The organism is Janthinobacterium violaceinigrum, assembly GCF_009208555.1.
Classification (GTDB): domain Bacteria; phylum Pseudomonadota; class Gammaproteobacteria; order Burkholderiales; family Burkholderiaceae_D; genus Janthinobacterium; species Janthinobacterium violaceinigrum.
The window spans coordinates 36983-55063 of sequence record NZ_WFLI01000011.1 but is presented as its reverse complement, the minus strand read 5'-3'; the positions used below and the strand labels follow the sequence as shown (position 1 = coordinate 55063).

The window sequence follows — 18081 nt, the reverse complement described above, 5'->3', positions numbered from 1 at the left end:
TCAGACCCGCCGGGTCTGACCCCGGAATTTTGCTGCGCATATTCATCTTGTTTAGCTCTTCACATAGTGCCTGCGGCTGAACGCCCGCGCAAAGTCCAGCAAATCCTCGTAGCGCTCGACGGCATGGATATCCCAGCCCTGTTCCCGGCGCGCGCGTTTCAGGTCGTCGTAGGTCTGCTGCAGCCACGTGTGGCTGGCCGCGCCATCCCAGCCGCGCTCGAGGTTCAGGGCCATGGTGCCGCCCGCGCCGCCCTGGGCCAGCGCTTTCGCCGCAATCTCCCAGCCGCTGTTGCCCAGTTCATCATCGTCGAACATGGTGGTGATGCCATCGTCCGAAATCATCAGGATGTGCGCAGGCCGTTCGCGCTTGCCCGCATAGGTCTTGCGCAGGCAGTGGATGGGGAAACAGGTGCCGCCGCCAAAAAATCCCGTCAGCACGCCCAGGATCATGTCTTCATCGCGCACGAAACCTGGCGTCTGCATCACCTCGTTCTTGCCGCTCCACAGGGTCACCTGCACTTTCGCGCCCGCGCGCAGGGCGGACAGCGCGATGACGGCGCCCGCCAGGGTCAGGAACGAGGTATGCGCCTGCGGGTTTGGCATGGAGCCGGAACTGTCCACGTACATGTCCAGGTCGACGGGCATGGCGTCGACGGCGCGCGCCGGTTCGCGGCCATACACGCGGCGCACGGTGGTCACGCCCGGCACGGGGCGCGGCGACTGCATCACGGATTGCAGCCAGTCGATGTCTTCCAGGGGATCGCCGGTTTCCCACGGCTCCAGCCCTTCCATCTGCGGTTCCTGCGACTCGGGCACGGGGCGGCGGGGAAACGCCACCAGGTGCGGCAAGGCCCGCTCGCGGTAGTAGCGGATGGCGATTTCATGGTCGCTCAGGTCCACGCCCGAGGCCTTCAGGATGTCGCCCAGTTCGAACGGTTCGCGCAGCTGGCCGCCCGCCGCCCTGGCCGACGCATCGCCCTGTGGCGCTTCGCCATCGAGGCCCGAGATGCGCTTGTCGTGCACGGGATGGATGGCGCCGTCCTCCTCGTCATCCTCGATCTGCTGCGCGCCGTACGTCTGGCAGCCGCGCGCCGCGTCGCGCGTGTCCTGCAGATAGCGGCTGGGGTCAAGACTGCCACCGAGGGCGTCCGTATCCTCGACCAGGTAAGGCAGCAGCAGGGTGGCGAAGCGCCCCGCCGCCAGCATCCAGTCGTTCGCATACACGCGTATCAGGCGCGCGCCCAGCCAGGCATCCGTGTCCAGGCGCTCGTCCAGATTGTCGCCAGCCAGCTCGCCCTTTTCCAGCTGCCACAGGTTTTCATAGATGCGCATGTACAAGGTCCACACGCCGCCGCTGGCCTTGGCCTTGCCATCCGCCGCCGCCTCCCTGCCCTGCTGCAGCTTGCGGTAGATGTCGGCCATGCGCAGGTTCGCCTGGCGCTGCAGGCGGTCGTTGATGAACAGGTCCGTGTACAGGTTGGCCACCATGGGCGCGTGCTGCTCCAGGGTGGGCAAGGCGCGGCGCATGCGCGCCAGCAGGCGGAACTGGTCGCCGGCGCTGCCCGGCGCGAGGATGTGGTGGCCGATTTCATGCGCGAGCACTTCCAGCGCATAGTCGTCCAGTCCCAGTTCCGCCACCAGCGCCAGGTCCACCACCACGCTCTGGTCCAGCAAGCGGATCATGGCGAAACTGCCGGACAGGCCCTGCTCGCTGGCCTGGACGCGGCTGGCGCACAGGCTGGGATCGCGCAGCCGCGTAAACTTGCTCCACACGGCAAGGGCTGCGGGCCAGGCGGCGCGCCAGGCGTCGATCAGCGCGGTATCGGCATCGTTCTTCATGCGAGTGGCAGCAGGCGGATCGCGTGCGTCCAGGGCGAGGTGATGGCCAGCGTATGCGCATTGGCGGCCAGGGCGATGTCGCCGGCAGGCAGGTCGAGCGCGATGCTGCGCGCGCCGATATGCACGCTGGCGCCGTCCACGCGCACGGATGCTGGCACGCCGGTTTGCGCCAGCGCGTATTCTTCCGCCGTGGCGCCATGCAGCACGGCGCCGTAGGCGTCGGCCACCAGCAGATAATGGCGCTCCGCGCTGCGCACGACAAAGCCATCCTTTGTCGCGCGCACTTGCGGCGGCGTGCCGAAGTCGCCACCGAGGCCGCTGAAGCTGCCGAACTCCCTACCCTCGGCATTGCCGCGCCACGGATAGTCCAGCAACTGCGCGTGGACCTGCGGCCAGTGCGCACCCGGTTCGCCAAAGGCGGCCAGCGCCAGGGCGGCTGGCAAGGTGTCGGCGGCGGCCAGCGCGCCCTGGCGGAAATGCGCGACGCCGGCGCGCCAGGCCAGCACCTGGCCCACGGCGCGCAATTGCGCCAAGGTCTCGACCTGCGGCGCCAGGACGGCCAGCTCGCGCTGCCATTGCGCGGGACGCGCGCCCGCCACGCCGCCCACGTGAATGGCGGCGTTGCTCAGCATGCCCAGCACCTCGATGGGGGCCGTCGCCAGCAGCGGCGCCAACGCCGGCGCCAGTTCGTGCCAGACGGTATTGAGGAAGGGATTCTTCGCGGCCGGCCCCGCCAGGCCGTGGCCCACCAGCTCCAGCGCCATGTCGTAGGCGGCCAGGGTCACGCTGCCCGCGCGCTCGGGCGCGGCAGCGGCTACGGCGGCCACCAGCGGATCGACGCCGTCGTGCAAAAAAATGCTGAAGGCAGCCATGTCGAGCGAGGGAAAACGCCGGCGCGCTTCCGCCGCGCGGCCGTTGAACTGGGCGCGGCCGCTGGCAAGGATGGCAGCAAAGGCAGGAGAAATCATCGCCATCCCTCAATCGCTGTGCGAAAAATGCAGCAGATAGCGTTCGCTCCCCGATTCGAACGCGATCTCGTTCCAGTGGATCGCATACCAGGCGCCAGGCGGCAAGGTCATCGTCACCGCGTGCGCAGTGAATCCGGCCAGCGACATGTCCAGCGCGTCGAGGAAGGCGTTGACGAGGCAGGCGCGGAAACGGTCCGGCGGCGCCGTCCGCATGTGCTCCGACGAGAAGAACCAGCGCTGGCACATCTGCTCCAGGTGCGCGCGCCCGCACGGCGCCACCGTGATCTGCCACACGGGCGCAGGCAGCGCGCGTGCCGGGGAGCTCACATGCAGGGCGTACTCTTCCACGCGCAAGCCCAGCGCCGTGAGCAGGTCGGGCGCATCGGGCAGCCGTTGCAGCTCGTAGGTCGCGCACAGGTCGCTGGCCTCGCTGTTCAACATGGCCAGCGCGTCGAGAAAACCGCGGCAATGGTCGATGTTCAGTGCGTCGTTCATTGCGAACGCAGCCAGCTGCGGTAATTCGTATAGCGCTGGTGCAGATATTTGAGCTTCAGCAGATCGTCATACAGGGGACCGTACAGTTTTCTTCCTTTGGTACGCTCGCCGATCAGCTTTTCGATGCGGTTCAGGCGCGCCAGGGTTTCGCGTTCGCTGACGCCGTCAAGGCCCAGGTCGAATTCGGCCGACAGCACGCCGACGGGATCGTCGCGGTCCAGGTCCAGGCGGTTGAATTCATCGTTCGACAGGTCAAACAGGCGGCGCAGCCAGCCCAGCCTGTCGCTGCGGTAGGCCGCGTTTTCCGGCAGCGCGAAAAATGGCGCGTCCGGGTCCGGCTGCAGCTTGTTATGCAGGACGAACGGCAGTACCTGGCGCAAGTCTTCCAGTTCCACCTCGCCATTGCCGCGGAAGTAGCTCATGGCCTTGGCGTAGATCAGCAGTGCCATCAGGGTGCGCACGGAAATGCCATTCAAGGTCTGGCAGCCCAGGTCCTTCAGGCGGTCGCGCCCATTGTCGGCCGCCTGCGCGGCGCCACGGTCGGCGCCCGACAGGCGGGCCGTATCCTTGGTCATGTATTCGAACTGGCCGCCCGCCGTCTCGAACAGCTCGAACTGGCTGGCGAAAAACTCCAGGCGACGGCGCACGGCCTCGGGCACCACAACCTGGCGGATATCGTTGCCAATCTGATCCACTTCTGCTTCCGTGAAGATGATATCGGGCGGCACCAGCTCTTCGGGCCGCACGTTTTCTTCCACGCGCAGCAGCAGTTCGTTCAGGAAGCGGGGGTTGAAGGCCAGCGCCTGCACCGTCACGTCGACCCGGTCGCGCAGCGCTTCGATCACCTGGTAGGTTCCGCCGCCCTGGTCGTCGTTGGCCGTCAGATACCAGGCCGCTTCCGGGCATTCGTAGATGTGGTTCAGCACTTCCGCGTAATTGTCGCCCATCACGGTGAGCAGCGCGCTTTGCGTTCGCGTGGGGATGCGGTTGTATTCATCGACGATTTTCACGCGCATGCCCAGCCAGGCGCGCCAGGCGATGCGGATATCGTCCATGCTTTGCGCGTTCACGAGGTCGGCCGGCAGCGGATTGCCCAGCAAGTCGGCCACCGTCATCTGCGGATGGCCATGCTGCATGGCGCGCTTGACTTCCTTGACGGTGGAACCGGCCAGCACGCCCATCAGCAAGGCGCTGGCCGTCTTGCCCCGCCCCGGTCCGCCCACGAACAGGCATTTGCGCCGCGTGGCAAACGTCAGCAGGGGCAGCAAAATAAAACTGGAATAGCTTTGCGCCGACGGCAGGTTCAGGGTGCGGCGGCTGTCGCCCACGGCATACGTCTGCGACGGGCCATCGTTGTACTCGATGTCGTAATGGGGACTGATGATGGCGTGGTTGACGATCCAGAAATATGCCTGGCGCAGCTTTTCATCGAAAGGCCGCGCTTGTGCCTCGCCTTCTGTTCCCAGCGCGATAGGCCCCTGGTACAGGTCCGCCACGTCGAACTGCCGCGCGGCAGGCGCCGCCTTGGGCTTGGTGGGAGCTTGGGACAGGCGCTGGAACAGATTAAAGGCTGACATGATGGACAGGCAACGTGGCGGAAGTGAAATTATTGCATATCGGCCCAGTTACGCCTTGTTCAAATCAACAGCAACTTCTTCCATCGTGCGCCAGCGCCACCAGCCCAGCGCCACGCAGGCAAGCAGCAAGGCCAGCAGCCCCGCCACTTCATGGCGGATTTCATACAGCGAGGCACCCATCTGATTGAGCGCGACAAAGCCCTGGATGCCGGCCGTCGATGGCAGCAGCCAGCGCAGCCATTGCAGCACGACGGGCATGGACGACACGGGCCAGGTCAGGCCCGCCAGGAACAGCACGGGCATCGACGTGGCGATCATCAGTTGCGTGCCCCGCTCGCGCGTGCGGAACAGCATGCCCAGCAACATGCCGAACGCCGCTTCCGCCAGCGAGAACAGCACCAGCAGCAAGAGCATGCCGCCAAAGTTGCCGCCACGGGGGTAATCCTGGAACCAGAAGACGAAACCGAAGAAATAGCAGCAGTTGAGGAAGGCCACGCAGGCAAACGCCAGCAGCATGCCCGCATAGCCGCCCGCCGTGCGCTTGCCCGCCACGGGGAATGCCTTGCGCTGGTACCAGGTGCCGAACAGCATGGTCATGCCGATCAGCAAGGTCTGCTGCACGATCAGGGTGGCCACGCCCGGCACGACATAGGCGCCATAGCCTTCCTTGACGTTAAACAGGGGCACGGCGTCGAAGGCGATGGGCGAGCGCTGCTGGTTGGCCTGCACGGCCGAAGGCGTGCCCGCGCCCAAACGCTTGAGCTCAATGCCCGCCGACACCGTGCCCACCACTTCGGCCAGCCCGTTCAAGGCCACCTTGTTCAGCATCAGGTACAAGCCATTGCCCGCCACCTGCGCATGGGCGGCGCGGCCGGCCAGCACGTCCGTCTGCAAGCCGTCGGGAATGATCAATACGCCCATGACCTGGTCGCGCCACAATAAATCCTGTGCGACGGGCAAGTCCGGCGTGACGGCGACCACGTGCAGCGACGGATGGGCCATGGCAAAGCGCGTCAGCTGGCGCGACATGGCGCTGCGGTCCTGGTCGACGACGGCCACGGGCACGCGCTGGACGATTTCCGTCGAGTACGGCAGCGGATAAAAAAACGAATAAATGATGCCGCCGATAAACAGCAAGGTCAGCGCTCCCTTGTCCGTCAGCATGGCGCGCCAGGTGGCGACAAAGGCGGGCCAGATCATGTGCGCCCCCAGGCCGCAGGCGCATTCGCGCGGCGCGCCAGCAGCAGTACGCCCACGGCGCCGCAGCCGATGGCGATGCCGACCAGTATCAGCATTTCCTGCACGCCATAGCGCCAGGGCGCACCGGCCAGCCAGTATTTCGTTTGCAGCTGCAGATAATGCGTGAGCGGCAAGGCTTCCGCCCAGGCGCGGGCCGGCGCCGGCATGGCCATCAAGGGAAAGGCCTGGCCCGCAAACGCGAAGGCCGGCGCCGTGATGAAGGCGGCGCCCGACAGGGCCAAACGCAGGGACAGGGTGGCGGCGATCAGCAAGGTGGCCAGGCCGCAATACGCGAGCACCAGCAGCAGCATGCTCAGCAGCAGCGCCGGCAAGCTGCCCGCCACGGCCCAATCCCGCGCCAGGCTGAAGAAGAGCAGATACAGCAGCGCCAGCGCGCAGTAGGCGACGAGGGGAAACAGCAGCTTGGCGCCGACGGCGCGCAGCCAGCTGCCACGGGCCGAGGCCAGCCATTGCGGTACGGTGCCGTCGCGCAACTCGCGTCCGATGGACGTGACGACGGCGACGACGATGAAAATCTGCAGCATGGCCGGCATCAGGGCCAAGGTCAAAAACGCTTCATAGCTGATGTTGTCGTTGTACAGGCTGTTCAAGGTGGTGCGGATAGGCTCGAACTGGGCCGCCGCCTGCACGCCCGACATGCCTTTTTTCATGCGCGCCCTCATCTCGATGCCGGCCGACAAGGTCGTACTGACCGTGCGCACGTCGCGCAGCAAGGCGCCCGCATGCGAGGAAAACTGCGCGTTATACAGCCATTGCACGGTGGCTTGGCGCCCGCCCAGCAGTTTCTGTTCGAAATCGTTCGGGATCAGCAGATAGCCGAAAGCCTTACGCTCGCGCAATTGGTGGAGCGCTGCGTCGCTGGAGGCCACCTTGGCCGCGACCTCGATGCCGGGCGAAGCGTCGAGCCAGCGCGTCAACTGGCGCGACAGGGTCGAGTTATCGTTATCGATGACGACGATGGGCAAGTCGCGCGCGATACCGGCGGAAAACACCAGCCACAATATGCCGCACAGCACGACCGGAATCCAGCTGAGCATGCCGAAATCCCAGAAGTCGCCGCGCAGCCGCCGCCACTCGCGTGCCAGCGCCGAAACCGGCTCTTTATCCGCTTCGCTCATCGGCGATCAGAGCGGCGGGAACACGACCGACATGCCCGGACGCAAGCCCTCGACCTTGATGGCGGGACGCAAGCGGATTTCAAACGTGCGCAAGTCCGTGCCGCCCGGACGGGCCGCGCGCCACGTGGCGAAGTCGGGCAGCACGGCCACGGAGCTGACCTTGAAACTGAGCTGCTGTTTCAGGGCCGGCACATTGGCCGTATGCGTGCTGCCCATGGCAAACGCGGCCATTTCATCTTCGCGCACCTGCAGCACGGCCCAGGCGTCGTCGAGGTTCACCAGGGTAATCACGGGGAAACCTTGCGGCGCCAGTTCACCGGGCTGTATCTGGATCTTGCTGACCTGGCCTGCCACTGGCGCGGCGATCTTCGTTTCCGCCAGCGCGATCTGCGCTTCCGTCAGCACGGCGCCCACCTGGCGCGCCTGGGCGGCCGCGGCCGTCTTGTCTTCCGGACGGGCACCCTTTTGCGCCATGTCATATTGCGCGCGGGCAGCTTGCGCCAGCTGGTCGGCGGCGCGCCATTGCGCTTCCGCTTCGTCACGTTTCTGGCGCGCAATCACGCCTTGCTCGAACATATTGTTGACGCGGGTAAAGGTAGTGCGGGCGATGGTGGCGCCCGTCTGCGCCCGCTCCCAGTTGGCTTTCGCGGCCATGATTTCCTCGGGCCGCGCCCCCGCTTCCGCCTTCTTCGCCACGGCATCGGCCGCCTGCGTGGCGGCCGTCGCTTGCGCGATCTTTGCGTCCACTTCCGGACTCGTCAGCTGGAACAGCACCTGGCCCTTCGGCACCGTCTGGCCCAGCTTGACATACAGCTCGCCCACCCTGCCCGGCACTTTCGACGACACATTGACTTCCTGCGCATCCATCTGCCCCTGCAAGGGCAGGCGCTGCGGCTGAAACGCCTGGTACAGGCCCCAGCCCACGAAGGCCAGGACTATGACGGCGCCGACTATGGCCAACGGTTTTTTGGAGGTGCTCATTATTTGGTGTCCACAGGTAATTGGATGTCGGCCGCTGCCGCCAGGCTGCCCAGGCGCTGCGTCTCGCCCGTCGCTTCCAGCAATTGCGCCAGCCCCATCACATAGTTATAGGCTGTCTGCGCGCGCTGCGTTTCCACCTTGGCCAGGTTCAGGCGCGCGTCGACCACTTCCAGCGACGTCACTTGCCCTTGTTGGAAAGCCACGGTTTGCAGGCGGATATTTTCGCGCGCCAGCTCCACCGACGAGGCCGTGGACAGGTACTGGATGCGGGCGTTTTCCAGCGCGCGCCAGTTCTTTTCGATCAGGGTGGGAATGTCGCGCTCGGCCTGGCGGGCCACCACTTCCACCCGTTCCTGGTCCAGCTTGGCGGCGGCGATCATCTTGCCCGTATTGATGCGGTGCACGAGCGGCACGGACACGACGAGGCCGATGGCCCAGTTCGAACGTACGAGCTTTTCGTTACCGCGGTTCAAGTTGTAATTACCGATGGCAAACACAGTGGGCGCATATTCCTTGCCGTGCAGCTTCAACGCCTGTTCGGCCTGCACGCGCTTGCTGTCGATCTTCTTCCAGTTCGCGTTTTCTCGCATGCCCGTGCTGATAAACGATTGCAAGGTACCGACCGGCAAGCTGTTGACGAACAGGGGTGTGCTGGGGCGCACTTGCGTATTGACGGCGAGCAAACGGTCGAGCGCCACTTGCGCGATTTCCTCATCGCTGCGCGCCTGCGCCTCGTCGCTGCGGGCGCCGTCCAGGGCCACGTCGGCACGCAGGCGTTCCGCGCGCGAAATCAGGCCGCCCTTTTCCAGCTTGGCCGCGTCGCGCTGGTGTTCCGTCACGCCGGCCGTCACTTCGGCCCGCACGGCCACCACCCGCTTGGCCAGCAGCAATTGAAAATAGCGCTGCGCCACCAGGGTGGCCAGCTGCTCTTCCGCTTCCGTGCGCTCGGCCTGCGCGGCCTGGGTCAGGCTGGAAGCGAGTCCCTTGACGGCATCCAGGCGTCCGCCCGTGTAGATGGGCCACATGCCCAGCAAGCCGAACGAAGTCAGGTCCGTCACCACTTCGCGGTTCAGGGAATTGGGAATGTGCGGCGTGGGCAAGCCGGGAATGGGCGGCAGCACGGATTCGATGCCGCCCACCACGCCGGACAGGCCGCTGGTATCGATGTTCAAATCCGTCGACAGGCGGCCGCGGAACGCCGTCAAGTCCACGGACGGCCCGTCGATATTCGACAGTGCCTCGGCCTTGAGTGTCTTCGCGCGCACGTCGAGCGCGGCGCCCTGCACGGCGCCTGAAGCTGCAGCCGCTTGCTGCAGCGCTTCGTTAAAGCTCAGCGGCGCGCCGGCCGGCTGCTGCGCCAGGGCCGGCATGGCCGCGCCCACGGCGGTGGCCAGTAATAATGAAATGTGTGCTTGCAATCTGCCCATGTAGCGTCCAGTCAATGAATGAGGGGAAAGCACGGGATTGCCATGTTTATACTTTCACAATAGCAATTATATGCAAGGATGTCTATTTCAGCCTGCACTATTGCTTACTGCCGCTGACACGTCAAAACGGGCGCCTCTTGCGGGGCGCCCGTTGGCGTCAGTCAATGCACGTCCGCTTGCCGTTTATTTCTTCGGCTTCTTGGCGCCCTTGCCCGCCTTTTCCTTTTCAAACACGGCAAAGAACTCGGACGCCATGCCACGGATGGCGCGGCCGATATTCGCATAGTCGTATTCGTTCAGGTTGGCCAGCGACACGCGGCCCGACGGATGCGTGGTGCCGAAGCCGCGGCCCGGCAACAGGATGACGCCCGTTTCCTCGGCCAGGCGGAACAGCGCCTCGTTCGGTTTCAGCTTTTTCAGCAGCCACTGCGAGAATTCCTCGCCATGCATCTGCGCGGCCAGCGATTCCATGTCCAGCAGGTGGTAGTAACGCACGGAATTGGCGTCGTGCACCATCGGCAAGCCCAGTTCGCGGTACAGCGCTTCCTTGCGGCGCAGCACGATGCGCTTCATCGACTGCTTGTACTTCTGCTCTTCATCCATCAGCGAGAACAGCGAGAACAAGGTCATCTGCGCCTGCACGGGGGTGGACAGGCCGGCCGTGTGGTTCAGCGCCACGGTGCGGCTGTCGGCCACCAGGCGGTCGATGAATTTGAGCTGGCGGGGCTCCGTCGTGATGGAATGGTAGCGCGCGTCCAGCTGCTTCTTGATGGTTTCCGGCAACTTGGCAATCTTGTCGTCCAGTACGTTTTTCTCGTGCGTGGCCACCACGCCCATGCGCCAGCCCGTCGCGCCGAAGTATTTCGAGAACGAATACACGAGGATGGTGTTGTACGGGCACATGGCGAACAGCGAGACGAAATTGTCGGCAAACGTGCCATACACGTCATCGGTGAGGATGATCAGGTCCGGACGCTTCTTGATGATCCTGGCGATGTATTCCAGGGTCTCGTCGTCGATCTTGACGGATGGCGGATTGCTGGGGTTGACGAGGAAGAAGGCCTTCACTTTCGGATCGAGCAGCTTGTCCAGCTCTTTCTTGGTGAATTGCCAATTATTCGATTGCGGCGCATCGATGTGCACAGTGTTCAGCTTGTAGTCGTTCAGCTGGGGAATCTCGATGTACGGCGTGAAGATCGGCATGCCCAGGGCGATGGTGTCGCCTTCCTGGATGATGTGGTTCGATTTCAGGCTGGAAAACAGATACGTCATGGCCGCCGTGCCGCCTTCGACGGCGTACATGTCGAAGTTGCCGACGAAAGGATGGTCGCCCACCATTTCACGGTGAATATACTGGCCCACGATCTTCTCTGACAGGCGCAGCATGCGGTCCGGCACGGGATAGTTGCAGCCGAGGATGGCCTCGCACATTTCATAGATGAAGTCGCCGGCGCTCAGGCCCAGCTGGTCGCGCACATACGACACAGCCGCCTCGATGAAGTGCACGCCGGGCGTATCGGCATGCTTGCGCACGAAGATTTCAAAGCGGGCCTCGATGCCCTCGCGCGTGGGGAAGCCGCCCACGTCTTCCATGTAGACATAGGAGCGTTCCGCTTCCGTCATGGCAAACTGGCCGAACTGGAAGAAACCGTGGCGTGGCGTGGTCGCCAGGAAATTCGGGTTGCCGCGGCCCGCGTTCAGCATCAGGCGGTTGCTTTGCTTGGCCGTCTGGATCAGCGCATCCTTCAATTCGAATGGGCTCAACAGCGCGAGTTTTGCTGGGTTACTGAAATCCATTTCTGCTACTCCTTATCAACTAACAATTTGGGGAAAGCCCCGCACAGGCGGCTCGGGTCCTGCAGATACGCCCGACTCAGACGAAGGCCACCACCAGGGGGCCCAGCAAGGTCAGGAAAACGTTGGCCAGCGCATACGTGATGGCAAATGGCACGGTGGGAATCGAGTTTTGCGCCGCATTCAGCACTTCGCCAAACGCGGGATTGGCGCTGCGCGAACCGGACAAGGCGCCGGCAAACACGGCAACGTTGTCATAGCGCAAGATGTAGCGGCCGATCAGCATGGTCAGGATCATGGGCAGGATGGTCACGACGACGCCCACGCCAAACAGGGTCAGGCCGTGTTCGCGCACGGTTTCCACCGCTTGCAGGCCCGACGTCAGGCCGACGACGGCGACAAAGCCGGCCAGGCCCAGGTCTTTGAGGATTTGCACGGCACCGCTGGGCATGTAGCCGAACGTCTGGCGCTTGGCGCGGAACCAGCCGAAGACCAGGCCCGACAGCAGCACGCCGCCGCCGCTGCCCAGGGTCAGCGGAATCGAGCCGATGCGCGCCACCAGCAAGCCCACGAGCAGGCCGACGACGAGGCCGGCGCCCATGTAGACGAAGTCCGTCTTGGCGCTCGGCACGATCATATAGCCCACTTCGGCCGCCACGCGCTTGACGTCCTGCTCGGCGCCATAGATGGTCACCACGTCGCCCGTCTGCACCACGGTTTCCGATTGCATGGGCAGGATCTTGCCCATGCGGCTCAGCTGCACGACAAAGATGCCGTGACGCACGCCCGGCGCCGTGGCGCTGCGGATTTCGCCCACCGTCTTGTTGTGGTAAATCTTGTTGGTCAGCACCATGTCGCGGCGCTGCATGACCAGTTCCATGCCTTCCACGGCATGCAATTCCTTGCCCAGCTGGGAAGACACGCTGAGCATCGCTTCGCGCCGGCCCACCAGCAGCACGATGTCGTCGGCCGCCAGCACCAGGTCGGGGCTGACGTCGATGATCTGGCCATTGCGTTTGACGCGCTCGATGGTGATGGCCGTGTTCGGATGGGCGCTCTCGATGTCCGCCACGGAGCGGCCGGCGCCCGGGCCCACGTCGTAGATACGGCCGATCAGGTCGGGCGCGGCCGGCGTCTGGCCCGGTCCCAGCACCTGCACGCCCGCCTGCAGCGCCGTTTCCGCCTTGATCGCATCTTCGCGGATAGTGCGCCCCATGAGCTTGGGCAAGATGTTGACGCAGACGATGATGGCGCCAAACGAACCGAACACATACGTCACGGCATAGCCGACGGCCACGTTGCCCTGCAGGCGCGCCACCTCGTCGGCCGCCAGGCCCAGCTTGGTGATGGCGTCGCCGGCCGTGCCGATGATGGCCGACTGCGTCAAGCCGCCCGCCGCCACGCCTGCCGCCAGGCCCTTGTCCAGGCCGAAGATCTTGGCCATGATGACCACCGTCAGCAACGCCGTCACGGCCAGCACGACGGCCAGGATGATTTCGCGCACGGACTGGCGGCCCAGGGAATTGAAGAACTGCGGTCCGCTTTCATAGCCGACCGCATAGATGAACAGCGCAAACAGCACCGATTTGACGCCGGGATCGATGGCGACGCCCACCTGGCTGACGAGCACCGCCACCAGGAGTGAACCGGCGACCCCGCCCAGCTGAAACGAGCCGAACTTGATCTTGCCGATGTAGTAACCCGCTGCCAGGGAGAGAAACAAGGCAATTTCAGGCGACTTCTTGAATAACTCGTGCAACCATTCCATGCTGACCGCCTTTCATGTTGAAGGAATTCTTGTTACGTCCGCCGTGGCGGACGGCTTACGCGTGCACCGAACCGGCCAGGGCCACGATGAGGGGCCCCAGCAAAGGCAGCACCACGTTCGAGATGGCATACGTAATCGTGTAGCCCAGCAAGGGCGTGGAATTGCCGGCCGCGTTCTGCACGGCCGACAGGGCCGGCGTGCTGCATTGCTGACCAGCAATGGCGCCCAGCAGCACGGGCGCTTCCAGCTTGAGGAAAAAGTGGCCGACCAGCAGCGACAGCGAGGCGGGGATGACGGCGATCAAGATGCCCATCAAGGGGAGCGACAGGCCGTACTGGCGGATCAGGTCGATTGCCTGCGGCCCCGATGCCAGGCCCACGCAGGCGATGAAGGTGGCCAGGCCGATATCTTTCATCATGTCCAGCGCGCTGGGGGGAATGCCCGGCATGCCCGGTTTTCGCGCCTGGTACCAGCCGAACACGAGGCCCGTCAGCAAGGCGCCGCCGCCCGTACCCAGCGAAAAGGGAATGCCGCCCAGCTTGGCGGTAAAGCCGCCGATATACACGCCCAGCACGATGCCGATGCTGGCATACACGATATTGCTGCGCTCGCCCGTGGGCACGCGCTTGCCGATGGCGGCCAGCGCCGTGTTCAGCTCGCGCCCTTCCGTCGTGCCGTACAGGCGCAGCACGTCGTCGCGCTGCAGGGAAAGATCGGGCAGCGGCGGCATGCTGTGCTCGCCGCGGATGACGGCCGCCACATGCACGCCGGCCGGCAAGGCCAGCTGGCGCAAGGGCTGGCCCACGAGGGCCGCCTGCTGCAGCACCACTTCCACGGCGGAAACGGCCATGTTCAAGCCCGTCGTGTCGGCAAATTCTTCGCCCAGGATGGCTTCGGCCGCCACCAGCGCGGGACGGTGGCCGATCACCAGCACCTCGTCATTGTTGCGCAGGCGCAGTGCCGGTTCCAGGGCCAGCACCTTGCCATGGCGGCGCACGCGCGTGATGCTGGCGCGGCCCGCGAAGATATGCTGCAAGGCATCGAGGCGGCGTCCCGCGCCCCGGCTGATGCGGTAGGCGCGGCCCACCATTTCCGGCGTCGCCTGCACCCCGTCGCCATCGGTCTGCGCGCCGCCCATCTTTTCCCACAGCTTGTCCGCTTCCTCGCGCAGGTTGACACGCAGCAGCAGCGGAAAGATCTGGCTGGTGACGATGACGATGGCAATCAGGCCGAAGATGTACGTGATGGAATAGGCGGTGACCACGTTGGCCTGCAGCTCGGCGATGCGCGCCGCCGGCAGCGCCAGCTTGGAAATGGCGTCCGTGGCCGTGCCGACGACGGCCGATTCCGTCGCTGCGCCAGCCATCATGCCGGCCGCCGTGCCCTGGTCCAGGCCCAGGAAGCGCGTGGCCAGCAGCACCAGCGCCAGCACCACCACCACTTCGATCAGGCACAGCAGCCCCAGGCGCAAGCCCTTGGCATTCAGGTTGGCAAAGAACTGGGGACCGCCCGCATAGCCGAGAGCAAAGATGAACAGCATGAAGAAGACATTCTTGACGCTGGCGTCCAGGGTGATGCCCACCTGGCCGATCAGCAGCGCGGCGATCAGGGTGCCGCACACCCCGCCCAGCTGGATGGGACCGAAGCGTATCTGCCCGACCGCGTAACCGAGGGCCAGCGCCAGGAACAAGGCCAATTCCGGAACCTGGTGCAATACCGACGCGATCGAATCGAGCATGGACAAACCTTCGAAAAGAGACGGATGGTGACCCGTTCCCGGGCTGGCAGACGCTGGCGGTTGAACGGGCGTACGGGGTCCCGCGCAGCATGGGCCATGGCGGCCCGTGCTGGGGAAATGTTGTTACGAGGAATCATATTCGGTGAAAAATTTATAAGTGTCAACAGGTGTTCTGTTGAACACGCCTTGCGTTTTATCAAACATCGAACGCACGATTGAAACGGTTGTTTGACACAAATCAACAAAACCATTAGTGATGTTTTGGGCGATACCACAGTGCCTTGCGCGTCAGCGGCGTGGCCTCCGGCAAGTCCGGATTGACCAGCTCCAGCACGTGGCGCCGGGGCAGCTGCAAGCTATCCGCCAGGCGGCCGAAATGCTGCTGGAACAGCTGCGCGAAGCTGCCATCGGCCAGCATGGTTTCCAGTCCGATTTCAATATGGCGTGCCAGTTCCGGCCGGTGCTTGCCGACAAAAAAGTACAGCGCGGCCGGGTAGCGGATGACCAGGTGGGCGTCCAGCGCCAGCGGCAGCTGCGCATGGCTGGCCAGCTCGCTTTGCGCTTCGATCACGGAACGGGGAAAGTAGTCGATGCGCCCTGCCGCCAGTTGCTGGAACAGGCCCTCGTAGGTGCTCGAGGTATCGAGGCGCAAGCCGTTTGCCTGCAGGATGGCGCAATCGGGCCAGTCGCGCATCTGGCCCGCCGACAGCCGCGCCAGGGCGGCGATGCTGCGCACGTCGCGCAGCAACTGCGGCTGGCGTGCCTGGATCAAGGCCACGCGCCAGCCGATCAGGCCACGGTCGATGGGGATGCGCACCGGCAGCAAGTGCGTCTCGCGCGCGCGGCTCGTCATGGCCCAGACGACGTCGACGCTGCCCGACGCCGTGGCGATTTCCTGCATGGCGCGCGTCTGCACCATGCGCAGTTCGGAACGGCGCAAGGCATACGCGTGGCCCGAACGGGCCAGCGCCCGCTGCAGCAGGGCCGTCACATACGCCTGCTGCGGATCGCTGAGCGCCTGGTGGCGCGGATACACGAGCAGCTGCGGCGACGACAGACCCGCGGCCGCCGCGCGCAACGGCCACAGGCCGGCAAGCATGAGCAGGGGGCGGCGCTGCATGGCCCCTCCTTTCCAGCGCTTTCATCAGCGTTCTTATCAGAATGACAGTATCGCGCAGCATGCTGCGCTTGTCGACTGGAATAGGGCAACTGTGTATAAAACAACATCGCTTTCAGGCCGTCCAGGAGAGATGGGAGTTAATCCAGATCAATAAAACCGCAAATACAAAATAAATCTTGCGTGCTGCTCTGGACGGCATGCGCAGCCCTCGCCTACGCTGTTTTTTTATTTGAAAAACAAGAGGGATACATGCAAACAGCACGCTTGAATATCATCGGTATGGATCACGAAGGCTGCGCCGACAGGCTGACGGGAGCGCTCGAAGCCGTCACGGGCGTGTCCACCGTATGCGTCTCGCTGGCGCGCCACGGCGCCACGGTGCAATTCGACGAGCGACTGGCCACGCAGGAGCGCCTGCTGGCGGCCGTCAACGACGCCGGCTTCATGGGCGAAGCCTCCGACGAGGAACAACTGCCCTCCTGCAGCGGCGCCTGCGGCCACTGCCGCCACTGAACGTCTGCCGCCGCCCTGCTCCGCTGCCCCGCTCCGCCTACCCTTCCCGCGCGCCCCGGTCGCGCAGATGCGCAAGCACGCGGCGCGGTCCCAGCGCCTGCAGGTCGAACGGCGGCAGCTCGATGGCATCGAGCGTATTCTTGAACAGCAGGCCCAGTTCCGTATCGCCTTCCAGGCTCAGACGGCGGCTGAAGAACAGGGTGTCCGGATCCTCCTGGCGCCGCGCCAGCAGCATCAAATCATGCACGCTGGCGGCGATGCACAGGTCCGGCACGTCGGCATAGCGCTCGGCCACGAACACCGTGCCCTGCCACTCGAAATCGAAGGCGATGCCCGCATCGAGCAGGCGCAGGCGCAAACTGCGTCCTTCCAGGCTGCGCCGCACGTCGTCGGGCAACTGCGGCGCCAGCAAACGGTTCAAGCCTTGCACGAACAGCCACGAAGCGGGATACGGCGGCAGCTTCGACAGCAATTCGGCCAGCGGTTCGGGCAGCCGGTACGACGCTGCGGGCTTGCTCATGCCGGGCCGGGCCGGGACAGGCAGTCTTTCCAGTTGATCTTGCATGGTGTGTCCTTTCGATGCGTTCAATGAGCGGCGTGCTGTTCCATGCCAGGCTGGCCGTGCCAGTAACCGTCGCAGGCGCCGGCCGGCTGGCAGGCCGCCAGCTGCGCCTGGGCGCCGATGCCGCTGACCTGGCCGCGGCGGGCGCGGTCAAAGATGGCGATGACTTGTTCCGTATGCATGGCCTGCGGGCTGATGCGCGCCACCGCCACGCCCATGTCGCGCATGGCGTCGAGTTCGCGTACCAGGTTGTAGACGAGCGCCGACTGCGTCTGCGTGCCATTGAGCACGAGGAACGGCACTTCGTCGCGCGTGCGCAGCAGCAGGCCGTCCGGCTCTTCCAGGCAGCTGTAGCCGCAATCGTCCTTCGGCAGGTTGCGGTTGCGCGCCGTGAAGCAGCGCGCGGAAAACGCCAGCGGCATGCGGCCGTAGGCGAATACCTCCGTCTCCAGGCCGTCCGGTTTCTGGCGCTGCATTTCAGCCAGCGCCGCCTGCCCCATTTCCAGCGGCATCACCCAGCGCCGCGCGCCGAGGCGCGCCAGCAATTGCAGGCTGGGGCCATTGAACAGGTTCAGGTGGGGACCGGCGACGAAGGCGACGCCCTTTTCCATGCAGTGCACGGCGCCCATGTCGTTGGCCTCGACGCCATAGCGGCCATTACCCGTGATGCGGCGCAAAGTCGCCAGTTCCGCGCCCGCCTCGATCAGCGCCTGCGTCGACAGCACCACTTCCTTGCCGGCAGCGGCCAGCATGTCGGCGATATCGAGCCAGTCGGCCAGGCGCACTTCATGCCGGCGCGAGCAGACGGTTTCGCCCAGGTAGACGATATCGACGGCGGTGCCGGCGATCTGCTGGTAAAACTCGAAGACCGTGGCGCGCGGCCAGTAATACAGCAAAGGACCCAGTGAAAGCTTCAGCATG

The 18081-nt window shown here is 64.8% G+C and carries 15 protein-coding genes; 1 reads left to right on the top strand and 14 read right to left on the bottom strand.

Features of this window, described 5'->3' with window-relative positions; translation table 11 throughout:
• Positions 1 to 51 precede the first annotated feature (51 nt).
• The 12 genes from GCN75_RS11815 to GCN75_RS11760 all read right to left on the bottom strand — a co-directional run bounded on the left by GCN75_RS11815 (position 52) and on the right by GCN75_RS11760 (position 16085).
• A complete protein-coding gene (locus tag GCN75_RS11815; protein ID WP_152282688.1) occupies positions 52 to 1839 on the bottom strand; it encodes a VWA domain-containing protein in 1788 nt (595 codons plus the stop codon).
• Entirely contained in the window at positions 1836 to 2807 is a 972-nt protein-coding gene (locus tag GCN75_RS11810) for a hypothetical protein (RefSeq protein WP_152282687.1), read from the bottom strand. The genes GCN75_RS11815 and GCN75_RS11810 overlap by 4 nt, the downstream gene beginning before the upstream one ends.
• 9 nt (positions 2808 to 2816) lie before the next feature.
• A complete protein-coding gene (locus tag GCN75_RS11805) occupies positions 2817 to 3302 on the bottom strand; it encodes a hypothetical protein (RefSeq protein ID WP_152282686.1) in 486 nt (161 codons plus the stop codon).
• Positions 3299 to 4879 carry an AAA family ATPase gene (locus GCN75_RS11800; RefSeq protein ID WP_152282685.1) on the bottom strand — a complete coding sequence of 527 codons (1581 nt, stop codon included), beginning with the start codon at positions 4877 to 4879 and terminating at the stop codon, positions 3299 to 3301. The genes GCN75_RS11805 and GCN75_RS11800 overlap by 4 nt, the downstream gene beginning before the upstream one ends.
• A gap of 48 nt (positions 4880 to 4927) precedes the next feature.
• The gene (locus tag GCN75_RS11795; protein WP_152282684.1) at positions 4928 to 6079 is read right to left on the bottom strand and encodes an ABC transporter permease; all 1152 of its coding nucleotides are present in this window, start codon (positions 6077 to 6079) and stop codon (positions 4928 to 4930) included.
• Positions 6076 to 7257 (bottom strand): ABC transporter permease, encoded by a 1182-nt coding sequence (locus GCN75_RS11790; protein ID WP_152282683.1) that lies wholly within the window; start codon positions 7255 to 7257, stop codon positions 6076 to 6078. The genes GCN75_RS11795 and GCN75_RS11790 overlap by 4 nt, the downstream gene beginning before the upstream one ends.
• A 6-nt stretch (positions 7258 to 7263) precedes the next feature.
• Positions 7264 to 8238 (bottom strand): HlyD family secretion protein, encoded by a 975-nt coding sequence (locus GCN75_RS11785; protein ID WP_152282682.1) that lies wholly within the window; start codon positions 8236 to 8238, stop codon positions 7264 to 7266.
• Positions 8238 to 9665, bottom strand: a complete 1428-nt coding sequence (locus tag GCN75_RS11780; RefSeq protein WP_152282681.1) for a TolC family protein — start codon at positions 9663 to 9665, stop codon at positions 8238 to 8240. The genes GCN75_RS11785 and GCN75_RS11780 overlap by 1 nt, the downstream gene beginning before the upstream one ends.
• A 183-nt stretch (positions 9666 to 9848) precedes the next feature.
• Positions 9849 to 11462 carry a bifunctional aspartate transaminase/aspartate 4-decarboxylase gene (locus GCN75_RS11775; RefSeq protein WP_152282680.1) on the bottom strand — a complete coding sequence of 538 codons (1614 nt, stop codon included), beginning with the start codon at positions 11460 to 11462 and terminating at the stop codon, positions 9849 to 9851.
• A gap of 76 nt (positions 11463 to 11538) precedes the next feature.
• Positions 11539 to 13227 (bottom strand): aspartate-alanine antiporter, encoded by a 1689-nt coding sequence (gene aspT / locus GCN75_RS11770; protein ID WP_152282679.1) that lies wholly within the window; start codon positions 13225 to 13227, stop codon positions 11539 to 11541.
• Between the two features lie 55 nt (positions 13228 to 13282).
• On the bottom strand, positions 13283 to 14965 hold the full coding sequence (aspT, locus tag GCN75_RS11765; RefSeq protein WP_152282678.1) for an aspartate-alanine antiporter: 1683 nt from the start codon (positions 14963 to 14965) through the stop codon (positions 13283 to 13285).
• 250 nt (positions 14966 to 15215) lie between these two features.
• Entirely contained in the window at positions 15216 to 16085 is an 870-nt protein-coding gene (locus tag GCN75_RS11760) for a type 2 periplasmic-binding domain-containing protein (protein WP_226941310.1), read from the bottom strand.
• A 249-nt stretch (positions 16086 to 16334) separates the two neighbouring features.
• Here GCN75_RS11760 and GCN75_RS11755 point away from each other — a divergent pair, with 249 nt between their 5' ends.
• Positions 16335 to 16598 (top strand): heavy-metal-associated domain-containing protein, encoded by a 264-nt coding sequence (locus tag GCN75_RS11755; protein ID WP_152282677.1) that lies wholly within the window; start codon positions 16335 to 16337, stop codon positions 16596 to 16598.
• Positions 16599 to 16635: 37 nt separating this feature from the next.
• Here the strand turns inward: GCN75_RS11755 and ubiT are convergent, their stop codons facing one another.
• Both ubiT and ubiV read right to left on the bottom strand, forming a co-directional pair.
• The gene (gene ubiT / locus GCN75_RS11750; RefSeq protein WP_152282676.1) at positions 16636 to 17163 is read right to left on the bottom strand and encodes a ubiquinone anaerobic biosynthesis accessory factor UbiT; all 528 of its coding nucleotides are present in this window, start codon (positions 17161 to 17163) and stop codon (positions 16636 to 16638) included.
• 20 nt (positions 17164 to 17183) lie between these two features.
• Positions 17184 to 18080, bottom strand: coding sequence for a ubiquinone anaerobic biosynthesis protein UbiV (ubiV, locus tag GCN75_RS11745; RefSeq protein ID WP_152256092.1), 897 nt, complete (start codon positions 18078 to 18080; stop codon positions 17184 to 17186).
• Position 18081: the final 1 nt, after the last annotated feature.